Below are 21,307 nucleotides of genomic sequence, written 5' to 3' on the forward strand. Positions count from 1 at the left end.
CTCATCGGAAGATATTTCGAGGGAACCGGTATCGCCCGGGGTTTATTTTTCAGCGCATATTCACGACTGTGGTCCTAAGCCACCGGGATTTTCCGCGGCAGACAGGATTGTAGCGTGAGCGATTTCGACCAGATGGGAATTGTCGTCGATTGGGTGGACGCCTGCCGGAAGGGCGATCTCGCGACACTGCTCGACCTCTATGCAGACGATGCGCAGCTCGAATGCACGTGTAACGGCACGCGGCGCTACCACGGCCGGAGCGAGATCGAGGCCTATTGGCAGCCGCAGCTCAGCGCCTTCTCGTCGGCGGGTTTCGGTCTGGAAGAGATCCATCCCGCGCCCCACGGCATCGATCTCGAATATTCCGTCGCCGGCGCGCTGCGCATTCAGGCCTCGTTCCGCTTCAGCCTGGATGGCAAGATCCGCAGCACGCTGTGCGAACCGGCGCTACAGAACGCGCATGATGGCTGCGGCTGTTAGCCTGATGATGGCGCGTCCCGCGTTGCCTGTACCGGAAGGCGGCAGCGCACGTAAGTTCGCTCATCCATGCGCAACAGGGACAGCGATCCGCTGAGCGCACGCACGCGTTCATGCATGCCGGTCAGCCCCCGGCCGAAGATGTTGCCCGCAGGAAAACCGCCGCCATCATCGGAGATCTCGACGACGAGCGTCTCGCCGGCGACGGTCGCCTGCACATCTACGTTGCTGGCCTCGGCATGGCGGAGCGCGTTGGTCAGTGCTTCCTGGATCACCCGATACACGGTCTGAGCCAACGGCCCGTGGATCACGTTCAGATCCGGATCGATCGTGTCCGTGACGGCGATATGCGGTGCCTGCTTGCCAAAATTCCGGAGCAGCGTCTGCACGCTGGTCGCAAGGCCCAGTTCCTCGATGTAGAGCGGCCGCAGCCGGTCGAGAATGCGGCGGTTGGTCTGCTGGAGCGCCTCGACTGATTGTAGTACCTCCCGTGCCGAGTTGCCGAGATGTCCTGTCTGCGGCGCAGCGTCGACCAGCGCGATCGAGCCGGCGCGGATGCTGAACAGCAGCGGTCCGAGCTCGTCGTGCAGTTCGCGGGCGAGATCGCGCCGCTCATCGTCCTGGAGCGACACCAGACGGTGCATCAGATCACGATTGTCCCGGCTCAGTTGCGCAAGCGTTGCGGCCAGTGCATTCGCCTCCTCGCAACCTTGCCGAATTTCCGGCGGACCCCCGACCGGAATCGGCCTGGTGTAGTCGCCCTGTCGTATTCGCGTGAGACCTTCGCCGAGATCTTGCAGAGGGCGCAGGACAGATCCCGCCAGGACGTAGGCGATCGTGCCGGTAAGAACCATCAGTCCGGCGACCAGGCTGGTCAGCGCAAGAAAGCCGATCCATTTCTCGAACAGATCGGCCGATATGTCCGGCACGAAGACGATGTCGCCGATACGTCTGCCGTCGATCATCACTGGGGATGCCACGCCCAAGTTTGGGATGGCGAGAAGGTCGATGAACCATTGCGGCACGCCATGCGACTTGCGCGGCTCGTCCTTCGGCACCGGCGCGGCACCTGCTTCCAGGGCCCGGAACTGGATGTCGGAGGAGGTGTCCAAAGAATGGACAAAGGCGTCGAGCGTCTGCCGTGGATTGTCCGATGCGCGAAGGGTATTGTTGAGCGCAGCGGCGATGGCCTCTGTCGAACGCCGCCTCGGCTCGTTCTCCTCGGCCAATTGGCCCGTCGCGAATATCTGGAGCAGCACGCCCCCCAGGATCAGCGCCGCGAGAAAGCTAGCGCCGAGCGGAAGAAACAGTTGCGTCCTGAACGAAAGTCGTTGCCACATTAGGCCAATTCTAACGCGCAGCGGCGGGTTTTGCTCTTTCCATTTATTCCCGCCGGTTTATGAGTCGAAGAAAGAGGGTCCGCGATGCAAGATACCGCCAAGCTGGCGACCAGGGTCCTGATCGTCGACGACCATCCCGTGGTGCTGTCGGGTTGCCGCACCCTGTTCGCGTCCGACCATTCAATCCGCATTGACGAAGCGACCGATGCCAAATCCGGACATCGCGCCTATGTCAGCAAGCGGCCCGACGTCACCGTGATCGACATCAGCCTGCCCGATGTCTCCGGCTTCGAGCTGATGCGACGCATCCGCAAGGACGATCCCGACGCCAAGATCATCATGTTCAGCATGAACGACGATCCGGCCTTCGTGGTGCGGGCAGTCGAGCTTGGGGCGCAGGGTTATGTCTCCAAGGGCGACGATCCCCGTATCCTGCTGAAAGCGGTGCGCAAGGTGGTCGCGGGCGACAATTTCATCTCGCCGCAGCTTGCGGAAGCCGTGACGTTTTCGGGCGCGGCGATCAAGGCCAATCCGGCTTCGCAGATGACGCCGCGGGAGCTCGAAATTCTCCGCCTGCTTGGACGCGGCGACAAGATCGTCGAGGTCGCCGAGGCGCTCGGCATCTCCTACAAGACGGTCGCCAACACTACATCTCTGCTGAAGCAGAAGCTGGGTGCCAAGAATCACTCCGATCTGATTCGGATCGCAGTGGAGATCGGGATGAACTGACCTTCCGCCAGCGACCGAACCGGCTGCTCCAGGATGCAGCGGTTCGGTCGACGGATCGGCGCCGCCGTTGGCCGGGCAATGCATGGCCAACGGGCTGACACCGATCCGCGGACACAATGGGCCGAGACTGCATTCGTTCCTGCCGCGGCCAACATTTCGGGAAAAAGCGGCATTTGGCGACACGATCTTGCCGTGCCGGCAGAAGCGGGGCCCGGAGCGGATCGGGAAGAACAGGAACATTTTTCGGCGCGCGCGGTTTTGTCCCTTGACGATTTCGTGACAGGCGACGAAAGCTTGCCGGAAGAGTTCTGAGGGGTCAGCGACCCTGACGAGGCAAACCGGTCTGCACACAACGACAGACCTTCCAAGAGAAGGGCTGCGGTCATACCGCAGCCCTTTTTCATTGGGCGAGGGTGGGCCGGAAGCGGTTTCCCGATGCCGCAAAACACTTTATGGTGGCTCAAAGCAGCTGGCTGTTTAGCAAGTAGTTTCGTGAAATCAAAGGCTTAAGGATCGAGCTTCGGCTCGACCGGCCTTTGGAGGGCAGTTTGACTCGTTATATCTCAACCCGGGGCGAGGCCCCCGAACTCGGCTTCTGTGACGTGATGCTGACCGGGCTCGCCCGCGACGGTGGTCTATATGTGCCAGCGACGTGGCCACAGCTCCCGACTGAGACGATCGCCGGATTCTTCGGCCGTCCCTATTGGGAGGTCGCGGTCGATGTGATTCGGCCCTTCGCCGGCGGCGAGATCTCGGACGCCGAGCTCGGTCGCATGGCGAACGAGGCCTATGCCACCTTCCGCCATCCCGCGGTGGTGCCACTGCGCCAAATGTCGCCGCATCAGTCCGTGCTGGAGCTATTCCACGGTCCGACGCTCGCCTTCAAGGACGTGGCGATGCAGCTGATCTCGCGGCTGATGGATCATGTGCTCGCCAAGCGCGGCCAGCGCACCACCATCGTGGTCGCGACGTCGGGCGATACCGGCGGCGCCGCGGTCGAAGCCTTTGCAGGACTCGAGAATGTCGATCTCATCGTGCTGTTTCCGCACGGCCGCATCTCCGAGGTGCAGCAGCGGATGATGACGACGACGGGCGCCGCCAATGTGCATGCGCTCGCCATCGAAGGCACGTTCGACGATTGCCAGGCGCTCGTGAAGGGGATGTTCAACAATCATCGCTTCCGCGATGCGACCTCGCTCTCCGGTGTCAATTCCATCAACTGGGCGCGCATCGTCGCCCAGGTGGTCTATTATTTCACCTCCGCCGTTGCCGCCGGTGCGCCGGCGCGCGCGGTCGATTTCGTCGTGCCGACGGGCAATTTCGGCGACATCTTCGCCGGCTATGTCGCCAAGCGCATGGGGCTGCCGGTGCGCACCCTGCGCATCGCCGCCAACGTCAACGACATCCTGGCGCGGACGCTGAAGACTGGAATCTACGAGGTGCGCGAGGTGCACGCGACGGCGTCGCCGTCGATGGACATCCAGATCTCGTCGAATTTCGAGCGACTGCTGTTCGAGGCCGGCCGGCGCGATGCCGCCGGCGTGCGCCGCCTGATGGAGTCGCTGAAGCAGTCCGGACGTTTCGTGCTGCCGGATGCGACGCTCGCCGCGATCCGCGAGGAGTTCGATGCCGGGCGCGCCGACGAGACCGAGACGTCGGCTGCGATCCGCGCCGCCTGGCGTGAAGCCGGTGAGCTGGTCGATCCTCATACGGCCGTGGCGCTTGCCGTCGCGGACCGCGACACCACCGACACCAGGGTACCGAGCATCGTGCTCTCCACCGCCCATCCGGCCAAATTCCCCGACGCTGTCGAGGCGGCCTGCGGCCAGCGGCCGCAACTGCCGGCCTGGCTCGACGGCTTGATGACTAAATCCGAACACATGAGGGTGATGAAGAACGATCAGGCCAAGGTCGAGCGGTTCGTGCTGTCGGTCAGCCGCGCCGCCAAGCAGGGAGTTGCCGGATGAGCGTCGAGATCTGCAAGCTTGCCTCCGGCCTGACCGTCGTCACCGACGAGATGCCTCACCTCGAAACCGCGGCGCTCGGGGTCTGGGCCGGCGTCGGCGGACGCGACGAAAAGCCCAACGAGCACGGCATCTCGCATCTGCTCGAGCACATGGCGTTCAAGGGCACGACGAAGCGCTCTTCGCGCGAGATCGTCGAGGAGATCGAGGCGGTCGGCGGCGACCTCAATGCCGGCACCTCGACCGAGACCACGTCCTACTATGCGCGGGTGCTGAAGGCCGACGTGCCGCTCGCGCTCGACGTGCTCGCCGACATCCTCGCCAATCCCGCCTTCGAGCCCGACGAGCTGGAGCGCGAGAAGAACGTCATCGTGCAGGAGATCGGCGCGGCGCAGGACACGCCCGACGATGTCGTGTTCGAGCATCTCAACGAGCTCTGCTATCCCGACCAGCCGATGGGCCGTTCCCTGCTCGGCACGGCCAAGACGCTGCGCGCCTTCAACCGCGACATGCTGCGTGGCTATCTCTCGACGCATTATCGCGGACCCGACATGGTGGTGGCGGCGGCCGGCGCAGTTGATCACAGCCAAGTCGTCGCCGAGGTCGAGAGACGCTTTGCGAGTTTCGAGGGGACGCCGGGGCCGAAGCCGCAGACCGCTCAGTTCGGCCAGGGCGGCACCAAGGTCGTGCATCGCGAGCTCGAGCAGGCGCATCTGACGCTGGCGCTGGAAGGCGTGCCCCAGACGGATTCGTCGCTGTTCTCGCTCCAGGTCTTCACCAACATTCTCGGCGGCGGAATGTCGTCGCGGCTGTTCCAGGAGGTGCGTGAGAAGCGCGGCCTCTGCTACTCCATCTACACCTTCCACGCGCCCTACAGCGATACCGGCTTCTTCGGCCTCTATACCGGCACCGATCCGGCCGACGCGCCGGAGATGATGGAGGTGGTGGTCGACATCATGAACGACTCTGTGGAGACGCTGACCGATGCCGAGATCGCCCGGGCCAAGGCGCAGATGAAGGCGGGTCTCCTGATGGCCATGGAGAGCTGCTCCTCCCGTGCCGAGCAGCTCGCCCGGCATGTGCTCGCCTATGGGCGGCCGCAGACGGTTCAGGAATTGGTGGCCCGGATCGATGCCGTCAGCATCGAATCGACGAGGGATGCGGCGCGTGCGCTGCTGTCGCGGAGCCGGCCCGCCGTTGTCGCATTGGGCAGTGGCAGGGGTCTGGACACGGCGGTATCTTTTGCGGAAGGATTGACCCGGGCGCGCGCCAAGGCGCGGTTGCATTAGGAGCCGCGCTACGGCGGGACCGCCCCCGGAAAGCATCACCATGGCCCTCTTTCGCCTGCCGTCCAGTGGACCCGCCGCCCTCGCGCCGCGCGGCAACGGGCTGTTGCTGCGCGCGCCGCAAATGTCCGACTTCCTGCAATGGGCTCATTTACGCGAAACCAGCCGCGACTATCTCACGCCCTGGGAACCGATCTGGCCGTCTGACGATCTCACCCGGTCCGGCTTCCGCCGTCGTCTGCGCCGCTATTCCGAGGACATTGCCGCCGACCGCTCCTATCCCTTTCTGATCTTCCGGGAGCTCGACGGCGCCCTGATCGGCGGCATCACGCTGGCCAATGTCCGGCGTGGCATCGTGCAGGCCGGCACCATCGGCTACTGGGTCGGGCAGCCCTACGCGCATCGCGGCTACATGACGGCCGCACTGCGGGTGCTGCTGCCGACGCTGTTCGGCGAGCTCAATCTGCACCGGGTCGATGCCGCCTGCATTCCCACCAATGCGCCGTCGATCCGGGTGCTGGAGAAGTGCGGCTTCTCCCGCGAGGGCCTGGCGCGCCGCTATCTCTGCATCAATGGAATTTGGCAGGATCACCTGCTGTTCGGGCTGCTGCACGAGGATTTCCGCGGCTGACCGGGGAGCTCCTGCGGCCAAAGTCTCGATGGTCCCGCCCTGTTGGCTGTTCTATTCGCTTGCCTTGCTGTTCGCCTTGGGTTCGCCGATTTTGGCGATATAACGGCGCGGGCCAGCCGGTAGATCGGCCCGAATGTTGTGATGGGAGTATGGGTGTCGATGGTGAAGGAGCTTCGGTCATCGCGGACGACGTTGCTGCGGGGGACGGCGGTCGCGTTGGCGTTGTCAGTTTCGCTCACGACCGTCTCGCCGGCGGCGGCCCAGTCCTTGAGCGACCGCTTCAAGAGCCTGTTCGGCGGCAAGCCGGACGAGTCGGCCCAGCCCAATCCAGCGCCGGCGCCCGGCCAGCCGGCCGAAGACGACATCGACTGCCCGCAGGTCACCGTGCGCTCCGGCGCCTCCACCTATGCGGTCGGTGCGAGCGGCAAGCAGGCCGTCGGTAACGACATCCGCTTCCAGGCAACGATCACCAAGATGGCGCGCGAATGCGCCCGGAGCGGCGGTGATATCACCGCCCGGATCGGCATCCAGGGCCGCGTCATCGCAGGTCCCGCCGGTGCGCCCGCGACCGTCGAGGTCCCCTTGCGTGTTGCGGTGGTGCAGGGTGGCGTCGGCGAAAAGGTCATCGCCTCGAAGGCCTACCGGACGACAGTCGCAATGTCGGAGGGCGGCAGTGTGCCCTTCAGCTTCATTGTCGAGGATCTGTCCTATCCCGTGCCTTCAGCCGCGGTCGCGGATTCCTACATCTTCTACGTCGGCTTCGATCCGCAGGCGCTTTCGCCCGAGCCGAAGGGGCGGAAGAAGAAGTAGGCGATGTCTCGTGCCCCGGACGCGGCGCGGCGCTTCTTTAGAGCATGATGTTTTTATACGGAAACATAGCCTGAGTTTTTGAAGTAGTTGGTGCACTCCTCCTTGGAGAAGAGATCGAGGAGTTCACCAACCTTTCTCCAGGTTGCCTCCACGTCACGGGGCTCGGCAGCTCGCATGAGATGTTTGAGTTTGGCGAAGACCTGCTCGATCGGATTGAGGTCCGGGCTGTAGGGCGGCAAGAAGATGCGGTGGGCGCCTCTGGCGCGGATGGCTTGGCGAGCCGCTTTGCCCTTGTGGCTGCCAAGATTGTCGAGAACGACGATCTCACCCGGTGCGAGGGTGGGCGCCAACACCTTCTCGACGTACAGCGTGAAGAGCTCACCATTGATGGGACCATCAATCACCCAAGGCGCGCTGATCCGATCGTGACGCAGCGCCGCGATGAAGGTCATTGTCTTCCAATGGCCGAAAGGTGCAGAGGCTTGGAGGCGCTGCCCGCAATGCCCCCAGCCGCGCAGTGGTGCCATATTGGTTTTGATCCACGTCTCGTCGATAAACACCAACCGCGCGACGTCGATCCTGCCTTGATGTGCTTTCCAGCGGGTCCGCTTACGGGCGACGTCGGGACGATCCTGCTCGGCTGGTAGAATCGTTTTTTTTGAAGCTGAGCCCTTCGGTGTGAACAAAAGTCCACACCGCCCGCACGTCTGTCTTGATCCCGCGTGCAGCCAGTTCCTGCGTCAGCTTGCGCAAAGTGAATGGCCCCGAGCGAATGCGTTTGCGCAGCCAGTCGGCGTTGGCATCCGACAGAACCCGCTTCTTGTGGCCGCCGATTTGGCCAGGTGACAGGCCTCCGGTATCCCGTCTCAGATTCTTCCACTTCGTCACGCAGGAGGCGCTGATCTGGAGCGCCTCGGCAATCGAACGAACTGTTTCTCCCGCGTCAGCTCGCGCCAAAGCCCGTTCCCGGATGTCTTCCGAATAGGGTCGCGTCATCCATGCCGGCCTCCGCCCTCCAGCATGGATGTTGAATCAGAAATCGCTCCCGGTGGGAATCCCGATTCCAGCCAAAAACAACATGCTCTAGCGCTGCACGGCAGAGCCGGGGCCCGGAGCTGCCGATGCTGGGTCCCGGCTCTGCGTCGCGTCATTTCATGCCGCGCCGCGTCCGGGACACCCGCAAGCAGAAAAAAAGCCGGCGCTCATCGCGCCGGCTTTTTTTGATTGGTGAGGTGTTCGCCCTCAGTTCAGCTTTTGCCGAACCTCGTTGATGCCCTTGGCGAGCAGGTCGTCGGCGACCTGGCCCCTGACCGACTGCGACAGGATGGTCGAGGCGGCCTGGACGGCGGCTTCTGCGGCCGCGGCGCGGACGTCGGCCAGCGCCTGGGCCTCGGCCAGCGCGATCTTGCTCTCCGCGGTCTTGGTGCGGCGGGCGACGAAGTCTTCCATCTTCGCCTTGGCGTCGGCAGCGATGCGCTCGGCTTCGGCCTTGGCGTTGGCGATGATGTCGGCAGCCTCGCGCTCGGCCGTGGCACTGCGCGCCTTGTAGTCGGCGAGCACCTTGGCCGCCTCCTGCTTGAGGCGCGCGGCGTCGTCGAGCTCGGCCTTGATGCGGGCGGCGCGATGATCGAGCGCAGTCATCGCCGACTTGAAGACGCCGAGATAGCCGAACACGATCATCAGGATCACGAAGGCGACGGCGACCCAGGTTTCAGGATCGAAGAACATCTGTGGCTAACCCTTCAAGGACGCATCGACAGCGGCATTGACCGAGGTGGCATCCGGAATGATTCCGGTGAGCTGCTGCACGATCTGACCTGCCGCATCCGCCGCGATGCCGCGGACGTTGCTCATGGCGGTGGTGCGGGTCGAGGCGATGGTCTTCTCCGCCTCGGCGAGCTTGGCCGCCAGCTGCTCTTCCAGCGCCTTGCGTTCGGCGTCCGCCTGCGCATTCGCCTTGTCGCGGGATTCGTTGCCGATCGCCTGCGCCCGCGAACGCGCCGAAGCGAGCTCGCTTTCATAGGCCTTCAGCGCAGCCTCGGACTGGTCCTTCAGCCTCTGCGCTTCAGTGAGGTCGCCCTCGATCTTGTTCTGGCGTGCTTCGATCGCACCGCCGACCTTCGGCAGAGCGAGCTTGGACACGATCACGTAAAGCAGGACGAAGAAGATCGCGAGCGACACCAGCTGCGAAGCATAGGTGCTGCTCTCGAACGGCGGAAAGCCGCCGCTGTGATGACCGCCATCGGCTTCGGTGTGGGCACCCGCCGCCGGTCCTTTTGCCCCGCCATGACTCTCAGCCATGGAGTACTCCCGTTGCTGTCACGCGCCGCTTCGGATGAAGCGGCGCGAAAGAAGTCGTTCTTTAGAAAACGAACAGCAGAAGCAGCGCGATCAGCAGCGAGAAGATGCCGAGCGCTTCGGTCACGGCGAAGCCGAAGATCAGGTTGCCGAACTGGCCCTGAGCGGCCGACGGGTTGCGAACGGCTGCGGCGAGGTAGTTGCCGAAGATCACGCCCACGCCGACGCCCGCACCGCCCATGCCGATGCACGCGATGCCCGCGCCGATAAGTTTTGCTGCTGCCGGATCCATTTTAGACTCCTTGGAAGAAAGATTGCGTTGTGGGTGGAAATTCCCCGGACCGCTCAGTGTCCCGGATGAATGGCGTCGTTGAGGTAGATGCAGGTCAGGATCGCGAACACGTAAGCCTGCAGGAACGCGACCAGGATCTCGAGCGCGTACAGCGCGATCGTGAGCGCCAGCGGCAGCACGCCGCCGACCCAGCCGATGGCGCCGAGCGAGAAGCCCAGCATGGCGACGAAGCCCGCGAACACCTTCAACGCGATGTGGCCGGCCAGCATGTTGGCGAACAGACGAATGCTGTGCGAGACCGGCCGCAGGAAGAACGACAGCACCTCGATGAACATGACCAGCGGCAGGACGTAGCCGGGGACGCCGTGAGGAACGAAGATCTTGAAGAATTTCAGGCCGTTCTTGGCGATGCCGTAGATCAGCACGGTGAAGAAGACCAAGAGCGCCAGCCCGGCGGTGACGATCAGGTGGCTGGAGACCGTGAAAGTGTAGGGGATGATGCCGACCAGGTTCGAGACGCAGATGAACATGAACAGCGAGAAGATCAGCGGGAAGAACTTCATGCCCTCCGCGCCGGCCGTCGAACGGATGGTCGAGGCGACGAACTCGTAGGAGATCTCGGCGACGGACTGCAGGCGCCCGGGAACCAGCTGCGTGCCGCTGGCGAGCATCAGGATCGAGATGATCGCCACCGCCACCAGCATGTAGAGCGACGAATTGGTGAAGGCGATCGTGTGATTGCCGATATGGCCCAGGGTGAAGAGAGGCTCGATGTTGAACTGGTGGATCGGGTCGATTTTCATCAGCGCGGCATCTCTTGGTCTGCCGGGCTATGCCGGCGGGTCTCGGTCTGCCGGCCGGGCCGGCCCGTACCGGCGAGGCCGGCACGATCATTCCTCTCCTGGTGGGACCAGCTTTAAGAACCACCGCGCCTGTTTTGACCCGCACCCGCCGACCTCACCACATTCACCACGCCGGCGACGAAGCCCAGCAGCGTGAACACGATGAACCCGAAAGGCGACGTCGACAGCAAGCGGTCGAACCCCCAGCCAATCCCCGCTCCGACAATGACGCCGGCGATCAACTCGGAGGATAACCGGAAACCAAGCGCCATCGCCGAGGCTCTGGCCGCTCTGTCTCCCTCGTCACCTGCGGGTTGCTCGGTCCTGGTCCGGCGGTCGCGAATTTCGGACAACCGCTGATCAAGACTTCCGAGCCGTTCGGAAAGCGCAGCTTCCTCGGGCGATCTATCGCGATCTCCATTCCCGCCGTGCTCCGTGCCCTGTGTCATGCAACGAAGACCCGAAACGCCGCGGCTGAATGGAAATTACGCCCGCCACCCTCAAAAGCCGCGCGGACCATACTGATGGGCCATAATCAAGTCAAGCCAAGTCACGATTGCGTCGCTTTCAGTTATGTATTTGATTTGTCTTGTGATATTGGCGCGCGCGGCAGCGCTGCACACAGCGTGACGCCGCACCGCAGCAGGTCTGCTCGCGATCGGCGGATGCCGCTGTCCTTTCGCCGCATGACCGGGATCAAAGAAGCCATCGCGTTCGTTGATTTCAGGGGACGCGTTTTTGGCGGCGGACTGCCCGATGGGGGTGTAGAATTGCACAGAAGCCGCAGCAGTGCCGTGGCGGAGGCAGTGATGAGACCAGCGATGTCATCCACAACATCATGGCTAGTGGCGGCTGCCGCGGTGATGGTCGTCGGCGGCGGCTTCGTCGCTGCGCAATCGGTGCCCGACGGCGAAAATGGCCGGTACAGCATGACGCCCATCCCAGAGGGCGTGCTGCGGCTCGACACGCGCACCGGCACGGTATCGACCTGCACCAAGAACGGCGCCGGCTGGGCCTGCTACGCGGTGCCTGACGAGCGGACCGCACTCGATACCGAGATCGGCAGGCTCCAGGCGGAGGTCGAGAGGCTGAAGGGACAGCTCGCAGCGGGGCCGACGGTGTCGGGCAAGATCGACGAGGCGCTGCCGAAGTCCGACTCGCTGAAGAAAGCCGAGCCCAAGGTCGCCGAGGGCGAGCGCAAGATCGAGATCCCGCTGCCGAGCGACCAGGACATCGATCGCGTGATGTCGTTCCTGGAGAAGGCCTGGCGGCGGCTGATCGACATGGCCAACCGCGTGCAGAAGGACGTGTCGGGGAAGATTTGAGGGCGCCTTCGCTATCCATGCGTTGAGGTGCCGTAGGGGTGGCAAAGGCGCGAAGCGCCGTGCCCACCACCTCGATATCGTCGCGGGGATTGGTGGGCACGCTTCGCTTTGCCCGCCCTACGGCGGCTTTCGGAGTTGAGAGAGTTTGATGACATCAGCCAAATCCGTAACCCGCTCGGCGCCATCGACGGTGCAAGCCACCACCATCGCGTCGTCGCTGCTGACCGTGCAGACATCGGGCCGCGGCTTCACCGATTGTCAACGGCGCACGGAATCTCCTCAGAAGTGGCGCCGCAAAATTCCCCAGTTGGCGGGATGGCGATCAGCCGTCGACGTGATCAGCACCTCCGTCTTTTGGTGGCCGGCTCCGCCGTTTCAGGGTCGGGGGAATGGGGTTCGCGGTTGCCTGCGTTTTGTGTCGGATCGTCTCGGGGACGAGATCAGCATGTTCGCGTAGGCGATAGCTCGAGCCCTCGATTTGGATGACGACGGCGTGGTGAAGCAGGCGATCGAGCAGCGCGGTAGCGACGACGGAATCGCCGAAGATCTCTCCCCACTCGGCGAAGCCGCGGTTCGAGGTTAGGATCATAGCGCCTTTTTCATATCGGGCGTTGACGAGCTGGAAGAACAAGTTGCCGCCACCGGGAGTGACCGGGAGGTAGCCGATTTCATCGACGATGAGCAGCGCGAACCGGCAGTAGTAGCGGATCCGCTCGCGCAGAGCGCCGTCACGTTCGGCCTTGGCGAGCGAGGCGACGATATCGGCGAGGGAGCTGAAGTAGACGCTGCGCCCTGCCTTAACGGCCTCCACGCCGAGAGCGAGGCTCAAATGGGTCTTGCCGGTTCCTGGTGGCCCGATGAGATGGACCGCCTCGGCCCGATTAATGAACTGCAATCCGGCGAGCGCCAGGACGCGGTTTTTGTCGAGCGACGGTTGGAAGGCGAAGTCGAAGCCGGCGAGCGTCTTTATGGCCGACAACTTGGCCATTTGAACCGCCATTTTGATGCGACGGTTCTCGCGCATCGTGAGTTCTTCGGTGAGCAAGGCATCGATGGCGTCGAGGGCGCTAATTTCGCCGCGTTCGAGGCCGCGCAGGGTGACATCGAGGATTTCCAGGGCGCGCGGCATCTTCAGACTGACCAGGTTGGTCTTGACGCGCTCGATGACGGAGGAAGCACTCATCATACGATCTCCTGGGCTGCCAGGCGGCGGCCGACGGCCGCGTAGAAGTCAAGCGAGCGACGAACGGCGTGGTCACCGGCGCGCGTGAGGGTGACGGGTTCTGCACTGCCTGGACGGCGTCGGCCGAAGCTGGCGAGCTTGCGATGTGCCGGATCGAGCCGCTTCTGGCCCCGACCTTCGAGCGGGGCATGACTTGCCACCAGCACGCTGCCCTCGAAGATGCGGATTTCGTCGGCGAGGACGTGGACGTCGAAGACCCGCCGCCGCGTCGTATCAGGCACGCTGTACAGATTGCCGCCGACGCTCACCATGCCTTCGTGCGAGGCCCGTCGCTCCAGATGCAACACCGCCCGGTAGGGCGCGCTCGGCAAGGCTTGCAGTGCCGCCTTTTCCTCGGCGAAGGCCTCATTGACGACCCGATGGGTCGTGGCATGCACCCGCGGATTGGCGACGGTATCCAGCCAATGGCGGAGCTGGCCGTTGAGGTCGTCCAGATTGCGGAAGACCCCGCCGAGGAAGAAGTCCTCGCGGATGTAGCGGAATGGCCGCTCGACCTTGCCTTTTGTCTTGGGCCGATAAGGCCGGCAAGCGCGCGGCTGGAAGCCATAATGGCGAGCGAGATCGACCAGCGCGCGGTTGTAGACCACGAGCCCCTCGGCGTCCTGGCCAAGGACAGCGGTCTTCATGCGGTCGTAGAGGATCTCGCGCGGAGCGCCGCCGATCGCTTCCAGAGCGGCGATATGGCAGCGAAGCACTGTTTGCAGGTCCTGATGGACAACGAACCGCGCCCAGATCAGTCGTGAGTAGCCGAGCACCATCGAGAACAGCCAGACGATGCGCTTGACTCCTGGCTCATCGACAAACTCGACCTCGAACCTGGCGAAGTCGACTTGCGCCTGCTCACCTGCTGGAGTTTCAAAACGCACTTCGAAGGCTGCCGGCTGGGCAGGCCGCAGCTCGCGCACGCGATCGCGTACGATGCTGTAGCCGCCGACGAAGCCGCGTTCCTTGAGCTCACGCCACAGCCGCACGGCGGTGAGCGCAGGATAGGCAGCCAGCCGCTCACGCAAATAAGCTTCGAAGTGGTCGACAATTCCGGGCCGCACCGCTCGCTTTTTGTAGACCGGCGGCTCCAATCCTTTGGCGATGTAGGCCCTGACTGTCTTTCGATCGACACCAAGTTGCCGGGCGATAGCGCTGACCGACAGACCTTGGCGATGCAAATCCAGGATCATGACAAGTTCCCCAAGTTTGAGCACCGCGCCCTCCCTTTCGCCTGCAGGAGGAACGTCGGCGATTCGACGCGACGGCCGACCGGCCAGGGCATGCCCTGGACGGTCGGCCGTCACGAAAACTGGGGAATTTTCAAATGCCATAAGTGGGGAGAATTACTCCGCCACTCACACCGATCTCACCAGCGAAGCCGCGAAGTTCATCGCTGAGGCAAACGCGCGCGACGGCGCGCTGACGCTGTTCATCCGCCACACCTCGGCCTCGCTGACGATTCAGGAGAACGCCGATCCGTCCGTGCTCGTCGATCTCGGCACCGCGCTGTCCCGGCTTGCGCCAGAGAATGCCGGAAGGACGCACGACACCGAAGGGCCGGACGATATGCCCGCGCATGTCAAAACGATGCTGACGGGGGCCTCGCTTCAGGTCCCGGTCCTGAACGGCAAGCTTGCGCTCGGCACCTGGCAGGCGATCTATCTCATCGAGCATCGCAGCCGGCCGCACCGCCGCGAGGTCGTGCTGCAATTCGTCGGCAGCAATCAGTAAGCGCTCAAAGCAAACCGGCCGCGGAGACCGCGGCCGGTTCGTGTCGTCGATTGCTGCTTTCGATCAGGTCGCCTTGATGTCGACGTCCTTGGTCTCCGGCAGGAACAGGAACCCGATCACGACGGTGATCGCCGCGAAGGTGATCGGGTACCACAGGCCGGCATAGATGTCGCCGGTCGAGGCCACGATGGCGAAGGCGGTGGCGGGCAGGAGGCCGCCGAACCAGCCATTGCCGATGTGATAGGGCAGCGACATCGAGGTGTAGCGGATGCGGGTCGGGAACAGTTCGACCAGCATCGCCGCGATCGGGCCGTACACCATGGTGACGTAGACCACGAGGACGAAGAGCAGGCCGATGATCGCCGCCACCTGCGGGCGGAAGATGTCGAACGGATGCGACATCTTCACGATGGCGGCGTCGCCCGCCTTCGGGTAGCCGGCCGCCTGCACCGCAGCGAGAACCGCCGGATTGCTGTCCTTTGCGTTCGTGTAGGGCACGTCCTTGCCGTTGACCACGACCTTCACGCCCGAGCCGGCCGGGCCCGGCGTGGTCGAGTACCTGACCGAGGACTGCGACAGGTAGGCGCGCGCGGTGTCGCAAGGCGCGCTGAAGACGCGGGTACCGACCGGGTTGAACAGGTCGCCGCAACCGGCCGGATCGGCCACCACCTCGACCTTGACCTGCTCGATGGCCTTTTCCAGCGCCGGGTTGGCGTTGGTGGTGATCATCTTGAAGATCGGGAAGAAGGTCAGCGCCGCGATCAGGCAGCCGCCGAGGATGATCGGCTTGCGGCCGATTCTGTCCGAGAGCATGCCGAACACGACGAAGAAGCCGGTGCCCAGCAGCAGCGACCAGGCGATCAGCAGGTTGGCGGTGTAGCCATCGACCTTCAGGATCGATTGCAGGAAGAACAGCGCGTAGAACTGGCCAGTGTACCAGACCACGCCCTGGCCCATCACGCCGCCGAGCAGGGCGAGCAGCACGAGCTTGCCGTTCTGCCAGTTGCCGAAGGCCTCCGTCAGCGGCGCCTTCGAGCCCTTTCCCTCATCTTTCATCTTCTGGAAGATCGGCGATTCATTGAGGCGAAGCCGGATCCAGACCGAGATGCCGAGCAGCAGCACCGAAACCAGGAACGGGATGCGCCAGCCCCACTTCGCGAAATCGGCTTCGCCGGTCGCGGTGCGGGTGAACAGGATCACCAGCAGCGACAGGAACAGGCCGAGCGTCGCCGTGGTCTGGATGAAAGAGGTGTAGTAGCCGCGCTTGCCGTGCGGCGCGTGCTCCGCGACATAGGTCGCCGCACCGCCATACTCGCCGCCGAGCGCAAGGCCCTGGGCGAGGCGCAACGCGATCAGGATGATCGGGGCTGCGATGCCGATCGTCGCCGCGCTGGGCAGCAGGCCGACGATGAAGGTCGAAAGACCCATGATCAGGATGGTGACGAGGAAGGTGTATTTGCGGCCGACGATGTCGCCGATGCGGCCGAATACGATGGCGCCGAATGGGCGGACCAGGAAGCCCGCCGCGAAGGCCAGCAGCGCGAAGATGTCGCGTGTGGCCGGCGGATAATCCGAGAAGAACTGCACGCCGATGATCGAGGCGAGCGAACCGTAGAGGTAGAAGTCGTACCATTCGAAGACGGTACCGAGCGAGGAGGCGAGAATGACGAACCGTTCGTCCTTCGTCATCCCTCCCGCGCCGGCTTGAGACACAGCCATTGTCGACATGTTGAGTCGCTCCCCGAAATGCGTTTCCTCGCGCCCTAGAGGTCCGAACGTGCCGGATCCAACCCAGGTCTTGATCACAAGGTAACATCGCCGTGAAACCCTCCCCAATACGACTTTCGGCCTTGCGCAACTGACGCGCGGCTGACCGTGTGGTATCGGGGGCCGCCGCGCTGCTCCAGAGCTTTCCGGATTAACCCCTTTGCTGCAAAGGGATAATGTGCACTTGCATGCCACAGCCGCTCGGGGAAGAATTGACGTATTGTTCGCCGGCCCGGCGCGAACGACAGCAAGAGAACGATGAACGCTCCCTCGACCCATCTCGTCATTGCCGATGACCATCCCTTGTTCCGCGATGCGCTGCGACAGGCGGTGGCGGGCGTTCTCCCCTCGGCCAGGATCGACGAGGCCGGATCATTCGAGGACCTGACCAAGCTCCTGGAACAGACCTCCGAGGTCGACCTGATCCTGCTCGACCTCTCGATGCCCGGGATTTCCGGCTTCTCCGGCCTGATCTATCTGCGCGCGCAATATCCGGCGGTCCCGGTGGTGATCGTCTCGGCTTCCGACGACAGCGCCACGATCCGCCGCTCGCTCGATTTCGGCGCCTCCGGCTTCATCCCCAAGCGGTTCGGCGTCGAGACGCTGCGCGACGCCATTCTCAAGGTGATGGAAGGCGACGTCTGGGTTCCCGCCGACACCGATCTGTCGGCTGCGGCCGACCCCGACATGACGCGCCTGCGCGACCGCCTGGTGACGCTGACGCCGCAGCAGGTTCGGGTCCTGATGATGCTGTCCGAGGGCCTCCTCAACAAGCAGATCGCCTACGAGCTCGGCGTCTCCGAGGCCACCATCAAGGCCCATGTCTCGGCCATCCTGCAGAAGCTCGGCGTCGAGAGCCGGACGCAAGCCGTGATCGCCGCCGCCAAGATCGCCGGCGGTCAGTGGAAGCAGGGCACGCCGACGGGGTGAGGCGTTTGCTCGCTAAATCGCGGATGTCCGGTCTTGAGGCGACGCGAAATCATTCGGCGCGCTCATCTTCGCCGAGTTTCGATCCAAAAGAGACGCCAGGTGGGCCGATTGTGTCTGTAGTCACACTGTTCGGGGCAGGAATACAATCGACGGCTCGATCTCGATAAGGAACTCGTCCCTGGCGAGGCTCGTCACTCCGATCCAAGTTGTGCACGGTGGATTATCACCAAATGCAGCCTTGAGCGCGCGAGATATGGCGTCACCTTGGTGCAGGTGGGTTTGCCTAATATAAATTCGTAACGATCCCACATCATCAAGTCTGGCACCAACGGAAGCTAGGGCCACGCTGAGGTTTTCCAAACTCTTTTCTAATTGGCGTCCAATGTCGCCAGTACCGACGATGTTTCCATTCGAATCCCACGCGACTTGACCGGAAATGTGTATCATCTGCCCGAAGGGCGAGGAAGTGACGGCCACCTGAGCAAAACCGAATTTCCGACTGTCAAAAAGCTCGGTTGGAATTTTCATGGACCGGGTCATTGCTGCTCCCTGGTTGGTCAGATCACGGCGTTGTAGCCGACAATTCTAACCAACGCTTGGAGCACTTCCGTTTATGGCCGATGCTGTCGAAAAACGCCGTGGCATAGTTGGTTTTGCTCTCGGGGGCGTTTTCGGCGTGTTCCTGGCTGGACGTCAGAGCCGGATCGGCAGGCCCCGCGACCAGCTGGCGAGCCTCTTAGGTGATCGCCGCACAGGCACCCTTTGTTGGCGGGCCGACCAAACACATCGCCATTGTCTTGAGGTTCTGCACAATGGCAGCGAGATGAAACTCGTCACGGGCGCCGGTGAGACCGCGAAGGCGCATACGCTCAAAGCCATGCTGGACCTTCAGGTGTGCAAAACGCATCTCCACCTTTTTGCGCGCGTTGCTCGATCGTTCGAACTCCGGCGTGCCCTTCAGTGACCGGGCATGGTTGCGCGCATCCTCATTAATGTCGCGAGCGATCTTCTTGAACGGTGCGCGCGTGCATCGTTGCTTGAGCGTGCAAGCACGGCACTCTTGAGGTTGTGACAGGTAGTTCCTGGCGCGGCCATCATGGACCGTTCCCGAGGTTCGCAAGAGCTTGCCATTCGGACAGACATAGACGTCTCGCTCAGCGTCGTAGGTGAATTCGCCACGGGAGAACATGCCGTCAGACGACGGATATCTTTCCCACACGGGAATGTGCGGCGTGATGCTTTTGCCCAGTAACCATGCAAGCAGTTTGCCGGTGCCGTAGGCGGTATCAGCCGTGAGCCAATCAGGCTTTAGATCAAGCCGTTGTTCGGTGCGATCGATCATCGTCCTGGTAGACGCGACTTCATCATAGGTGCGTGCCGGCGTCGCCTCGACATCGACAATGATCGCGTGCTCAACATCGATCAGATAGTTGAGCCCGTATCCGAACTGCACCCGCTTGTTGGCTTTCGCCGTCCATGCCGACGACGGATCAGAAGGCGAGATCACCTTCGGTGGCTTGCGATCGGACGATGCGGTCGGCGTCCCATCAGAACCGCCAGCGCCCCTGTCCCCGCCTTCCTGGACCTGCGCTTCGGCCTCAAGTCCGGCAAGATATTCGGCCACGGCACGCTTCTGACGTTGCGCATCGGTCCAGTCCAGCTCGCCCGGCGCTTTGCCGTGATAGCGGCTGGCATTGGCCTCCATCACGCTCGCATCCACCGCGAACCCTTCGCCCTTGACAAGGCCCGCGGCCATGCATGCCACAACCACGCGCTCGAAAATGTGGCGCAGGATCTCGCTCTCGCGGAAGCGCCCCAGCCTGTTTACCGAGAACGTCGAATGGTGCGGAACCCTGTCGTCGAGATCGAGCTTGCAGAACCAGCGATACGCAAGGTGCAGCGCCACTTCCTGACAGAGCCGGCGCTCATGACGAATGCCATAACAGTAACCGACCAGGAGCATCCGGATCATCAGCTCGGGATCAACCGAGGGCCGGCCGATGTCGCTGTAAAAGGGCTTTAGCTGGTGGTGCAAATCGGCCAGAACCGCCGTCGCAAACAGGTTCATCCGTCGCAACAGGTGGTCAGTCGGGATCATCTCGTCGAGGCTAAACTCATAAAAGAGCTGCCCCTGATCTCGGTCCTGCCGCCCCATCATCGCCGACTCTCCTGCCGCCTCCTGAGCAGGAATCATTGTTCGCTCGGCTCCTCAAGCCCTTTTTCGACAGTATCGGCCCAACCCGGAAGTCCGACGGTGGCCGCTCTTGCGCCGCCGTTGGGTCAATCAGCCTGCAGCAAAATATTCTGCTTTATCGAAATTCGGATTTATCGTATGTGTCGCCCATCCTGATCCGGCGAAGGGGGCGGTCGTACGTCGTCACGAGCCGCGGATCGGGGCTGCGATGGACGCATGGAAGCAATCCAGAATCTTCCCGCGGAGGGATTCTGGATTGCCTCGCGGGCGTGCGTTGACCCGCGTTCCCATAGCCCTGAGCAGGCCACGCTTGCAGATGCTGGCAAGCGGCTTCATGCCCGCCTCACAACTTCTCACAAGTCCAAACGGGCGCCCTGCGTAACACGCTGATAGTCAGTTGCGTAACGACACGATCAAAGGACCACGACCATGAAACAGATGATCGACCAGCATCGCCGCCGATTCCTCGGCATCGCAGCCGGAACCGCCGCCGTCGGCCTCGGCGCGATCGACCTCGCGCGCGCCGAGACGGTGGCACAGCGGCCGTCCCCATCGAATGCCTCCTTCGGCCCGATCAAGCAGATCGACGCCGGTGTCCTCAATGTCGGCTATGCGGAAGCCGGCCCGTCGAACGGTCCGGTGGCGATCCTGCTGCACGGCTGGCCCTACGACATTCACGCCTTCGTCGATGTCGCGCCGATCCTCGCCAAGGCCGGCTATCGCGTGATCATTCCTTACCTGCGCGGCTACGGCACGACGCGTTTTCTCTCCAGCGAAACGCCGCGCAACGGAGAGCCTGCGGCGATGGCCGCCGACATCATCGCGCTGATGGACAAGCTCGACATCAAGAAGGCCGTCGTCGCCGGCTTCGACTGGGGCGCGCGCACCGCCGACATCATTGCCGCGCTGTGGCCGGATCGCTGCCGCGCGCTGGTGTCGGTCAGCGGCTATCTGATTTCCAGCCAGGCCGCCGGCGGCGCCCCGTTGCCGCCATCGGCCGAACTGCAATGGTGGTACCAGTTCTATTTCGCGACCGACCGCGGCCGCGCCGGTTACGAGAAGTACACGCACGATTTCGCCAAGCTGATCTGGAAGCTCGCCTCGCCGCAGTGGAAGTTCGACGACGCCACCTTCAACCGCAGCGCGGCGGCGCTCGACAACGGGGATCACGTCGCGATCACGATCCACAATTACCGCTGGCGGCTCGGGCTCGCCCAGGGCGAGGCGAAGTATGAGGAGCTCGAAAAGAAGCTGGCCGCAGCTCCGCAGATCGCGGTGCCGACGATCACGATGGAAGGCGACGCCAACGGAGCGCCGCATCCCGAGCCGAGCGCCTATGCCAAGAAGTTCTCGGGCCGGTACGAGTTTCGCCTGATCACCGGCGGCATCGGTCATAACCTGCCGCAGGAAGCACCGCAGGCCTTTGCCAAGGCCGTCATCGATATCGGCGAAGGCGCCTGACG

24 protein-coding genes and 1 pseudogene are annotated in these 21,307 nt (G+C 63.3%); 12 read left to right on the top strand and 13 right to left on the bottom strand.

The window, feature by feature from the left end; translation table 11 throughout:
• Nucleotides 1–114 precede the first annotated feature (114 nt).
• Entirely contained in the window at nt 115–480 is a 366-nt protein-coding gene (locus BRAD3257_RS03640) for a nuclear transport factor 2 family protein (RefSeq protein WP_122400705.1), read from the top strand.
• Here the strand turns inward: BRAD3257_RS03640 and BRAD3257_RS03645 are convergent.
• Entirely contained in the window at nt 477–1,817 is a 1,341-nt protein-coding gene (locus BRAD3257_RS03645; protein ID WP_122400706.1) for an ATP-binding protein, read from the bottom strand. The two genes, BRAD3257_RS03640 and BRAD3257_RS03645, sit on opposite strands and share 4 nt — an antisense overlap.
• An 84-nt stretch (nt 1,818–1,901) precedes the next feature.
• Between BRAD3257_RS03645 and BRAD3257_RS03650 the strand changes: the two genes are divergently transcribed.
• From BRAD3257_RS03650 to BRAD3257_RS03670, 6 genes are all read left to right on the top strand, one after another.
• On the top strand, nt 1,902–2,546 hold the full coding sequence (locus BRAD3257_RS03650; RefSeq protein ID WP_122400707.1) for a response regulator transcription factor: 645 nt from the start codon (nt 1,902–1,904) through the stop codon (nt 2,544–2,546).
• Between the two features lie 33 nt (nt 2,547–2,579).
• Nucleotides 2,580–2,858, top strand: coding sequence for a hypothetical protein (locus tag BRAD3257_RS39190; protein WP_129143448.1), 279 nt, complete (start codon nt 2,580–2,582; stop codon nt 2,856–2,858).
• A gap of 236 nt (nt 2,859–3,094) precedes the next feature.
• A complete protein-coding gene (gene thrC / locus BRAD3257_RS03655) occupies nt 3,095–4,513 on the top strand; it encodes a threonine synthase (RefSeq protein ID WP_162500094.1) in 1,419 nt (472 codons plus the stop codon).
• On the top strand, nt 4,510–5,799 hold the full coding sequence (locus tag BRAD3257_RS03660; RefSeq protein ID WP_122400709.1) for a M16 family metallopeptidase: 1,290 nt from the start codon (nt 4,510–4,512) through the stop codon (nt 5,797–5,799). The genes thrC and BRAD3257_RS03660 overlap by 4 nt, the downstream gene beginning before the upstream one ends.
• A 40-nt stretch (nt 5,800–5,839) precedes the next feature.
• Nucleotides 5,840–6,427 (top strand): GNAT family N-acetyltransferase, encoded by a 588-nt coding sequence (locus BRAD3257_RS03665; RefSeq protein ID WP_122400710.1) that lies wholly within the window; start codon nt 5,840–5,842, stop codon nt 6,425–6,427.
• Nucleotides 6,428–6,586: 159 nt separating this feature from the next.
• Nucleotides 6,587–7,237 carry a hypothetical protein gene (locus BRAD3257_RS03670; RefSeq protein ID WP_122400711.1) on the top strand — a complete coding sequence of 217 codons (651 nt, stop codon included), beginning with the start codon at nt 6,587–6,589 and terminating at the stop codon, nt 7,235–7,237.
• A 53-nt stretch (nt 7,238–7,290) separates the two neighbouring features.
• On the opposite strand, the gene BRAD3257_RS03675 is transcribed toward BRAD3257_RS03670, so the two are convergent.
• The 7 genes from BRAD3257_RS03675 to BRAD3257_RS39995 form a co-directional block, all read right to left on the bottom strand.
• A protein-coding gene (locus BRAD3257_RS03675; RefSeq protein WP_122400712.1) for an IS630 family transposase occupies nt 7,291–8,233 on the bottom strand; the annotation gives its coding sequence in 2 pieces (ribosomal slippage) (nt 7,291–7,896 and nt 7,898–8,233; 942 coding nt in all).
• 246 nt (nt 8,234–8,479) lie between these two features.
• Nucleotides 8,480–8,965 (bottom strand): F0F1 ATP synthase subunit B family protein, encoded by a 486-nt coding sequence (locus BRAD3257_RS03680; protein ID WP_122400713.1) that lies wholly within the window; start codon nt 8,963–8,965, stop codon nt 8,480–8,482.
• Between the two features lie 6 nt (nt 8,966–8,971).
• Entirely contained in the window at nt 8,972–9,538 is a 567-nt protein-coding gene (locus BRAD3257_RS03685; RefSeq protein ID WP_122400714.1) for a F0F1 ATP synthase subunit B, read from the bottom strand.
• A 61-nt stretch (nt 9,539–9,599) separates the two neighbouring features.
• Nucleotides 9,600–9,827, bottom strand: a complete 228-nt coding sequence (locus BRAD3257_RS03690; RefSeq protein WP_018643436.1) for a F0F1 ATP synthase subunit C — start codon at nt 9,825–9,827, stop codon at nt 9,600–9,602.
• A gap of 53 nt (nt 9,828–9,880) precedes the next feature.
• Nucleotides 9,881–10,630 carry a F0F1 ATP synthase subunit A gene (locus BRAD3257_RS03695; protein ID WP_122400715.1) on the bottom strand — a complete coding sequence of 250 codons (750 nt, stop codon included), beginning with the start codon at nt 10,628–10,630 and terminating at the stop codon, nt 9,881–9,883.
• 113 nt (nt 10,631–10,743) lie between these two features.
• The gene (locus BRAD3257_RS03700; RefSeq protein WP_122406352.1) at nt 10,744–11,118 is read right to left on the bottom strand and encodes an AtpZ/AtpI family protein; all 375 of its coding nucleotides are present in this window, start codon (nt 11,116–11,118) and stop codon (nt 10,744–10,746) included.
• Between the two features lie 51 nt (nt 11,119–11,169).
• The gene (locus BRAD3257_RS39995; protein ID WP_162500095.1) at nt 11,170–11,445 is read right to left on the bottom strand and encodes a hypothetical protein; all 276 of its coding nucleotides are present in this window, start codon (nt 11,443–11,445) and stop codon (nt 11,170–11,172) included.
• 33 nt (nt 11,446–11,478) lie between these two features.
• Between BRAD3257_RS39995 and BRAD3257_RS03710 the strand changes: the two genes are divergently transcribed.
• Together BRAD3257_RS03710 and BRAD3257_RS40700 are read left to right on the top strand one after the other, a co-directional pair.
• Complete coding sequence (locus BRAD3257_RS03710; RefSeq protein WP_122406353.1) at nt 11,479–11,994, top strand: hypothetical protein; 516 nt, start codon at nt 11,479–11,481, stop codon at nt 11,992–11,994.
• A gap of 148 nt (nt 11,995–12,142) precedes the next feature.
• Nucleotides 12,143–12,250: pseudogene (locus BRAD3257_RS40700) on the top strand (secondary thiamine-phosphate synthase enzyme YjbQ); the annotation flags it as partial.
• 66 nt (nt 12,251–12,316) lie between these two features.
• On the opposite strand, the gene istB reads toward BRAD3257_RS40700, so the two are convergent.
• Nucleotides 12,317–13,180, bottom strand: coding sequence for an IS21-like element helper ATPase IstB (istB, locus tag BRAD3257_RS03720; protein WP_376707332.1), 864 nt, complete (start codon nt 13,178–13,180; stop codon nt 12,317–12,319).
• Nucleotides 13,177–14,436, bottom strand: coding sequence for an IS21 family transposase (gene istA / locus BRAD3257_RS03725; RefSeq protein ID WP_122400716.1), 1,260 nt, complete (start codon nt 14,434–14,436; stop codon nt 13,177–13,179). Before istA ends, istB begins: the two co-directional genes overlap by 4 nt.
• Between istA and BRAD3257_RS03730 the strand changes: the two genes are divergently transcribed.
• On the top strand, nt 14,429–14,953 hold the full coding sequence (locus BRAD3257_RS03730; protein ID WP_430648811.1) for a secondary thiamine-phosphate synthase enzyme YjbQ: 525 nt from the start codon (nt 14,429–14,431) through the stop codon (nt 14,951–14,953). The two genes, istA and BRAD3257_RS03730, sit on opposite strands and share 8 nt — an antisense overlap.
• A gap of 63 nt (nt 14,954–15,016) precedes the next feature.
• Here the strand turns inward: BRAD3257_RS03730 and BRAD3257_RS03735 are convergent, their stop codons facing one another.
• Nucleotides 15,017–16,642, bottom strand: a complete 1,626-nt coding sequence (locus tag BRAD3257_RS03735) for an MFS transporter (RefSeq protein WP_174221545.1) — start codon at nt 16,640–16,642, stop codon at nt 15,017–15,019.
• Nucleotides 16,643–16,978: 336 nt separating this feature from the next.
• Here BRAD3257_RS03735 and BRAD3257_RS03740 point away from each other — a divergent pair, with 336 nt between their 5' ends.
• Nucleotides 16,979–17,650, top strand: a complete 672-nt coding sequence (locus BRAD3257_RS03740; protein ID WP_122400719.1) for a response regulator — start codon at nt 16,979–16,981, stop codon at nt 17,648–17,650.
• A 120-nt stretch (nt 17,651–17,770) separates the two neighbouring features.
• Here the strand turns inward: BRAD3257_RS03740 and BRAD3257_RS03745 are convergent, their stop codons facing one another.
• Nucleotides 17,771–18,178, bottom strand: a complete 408-nt coding sequence (locus tag BRAD3257_RS03745; RefSeq protein WP_244607854.1) for a RidA family protein — start codon at nt 18,176–18,178, stop codon at nt 17,771–17,773.
• Between the two features lie 208 nt (nt 18,179–18,386).
• Nucleotides 18,387–19,808, bottom strand: a complete 1,422-nt coding sequence (locus BRAD3257_RS03750) for an IS1182 family transposase (RefSeq protein WP_122400721.1) — start codon at nt 19,806–19,808, stop codon at nt 18,387–18,389.
• Nucleotides 19,809–20,273: 465 nt separating this feature from the next.
• Between BRAD3257_RS03750 and BRAD3257_RS03755 the strand changes: the two genes are divergently transcribed.
• Entirely contained in the window at nt 20,274–21,305 is a 1,032-nt protein-coding gene (locus tag BRAD3257_RS03755; protein ID WP_122400722.1) for an alpha/beta fold hydrolase, read from the top strand.
• Nucleotides 21,306–21,307 lie beyond the last annotated feature (2 nt).

Source organism: Bradyrhizobium vignae (assembly GCF_900324035.1).
Classification (GTDB): Bacteria; Pseudomonadota; Alphaproteobacteria; order Rhizobiales; family Xanthobacteraceae; genus Bradyrhizobium; species Bradyrhizobium vignae.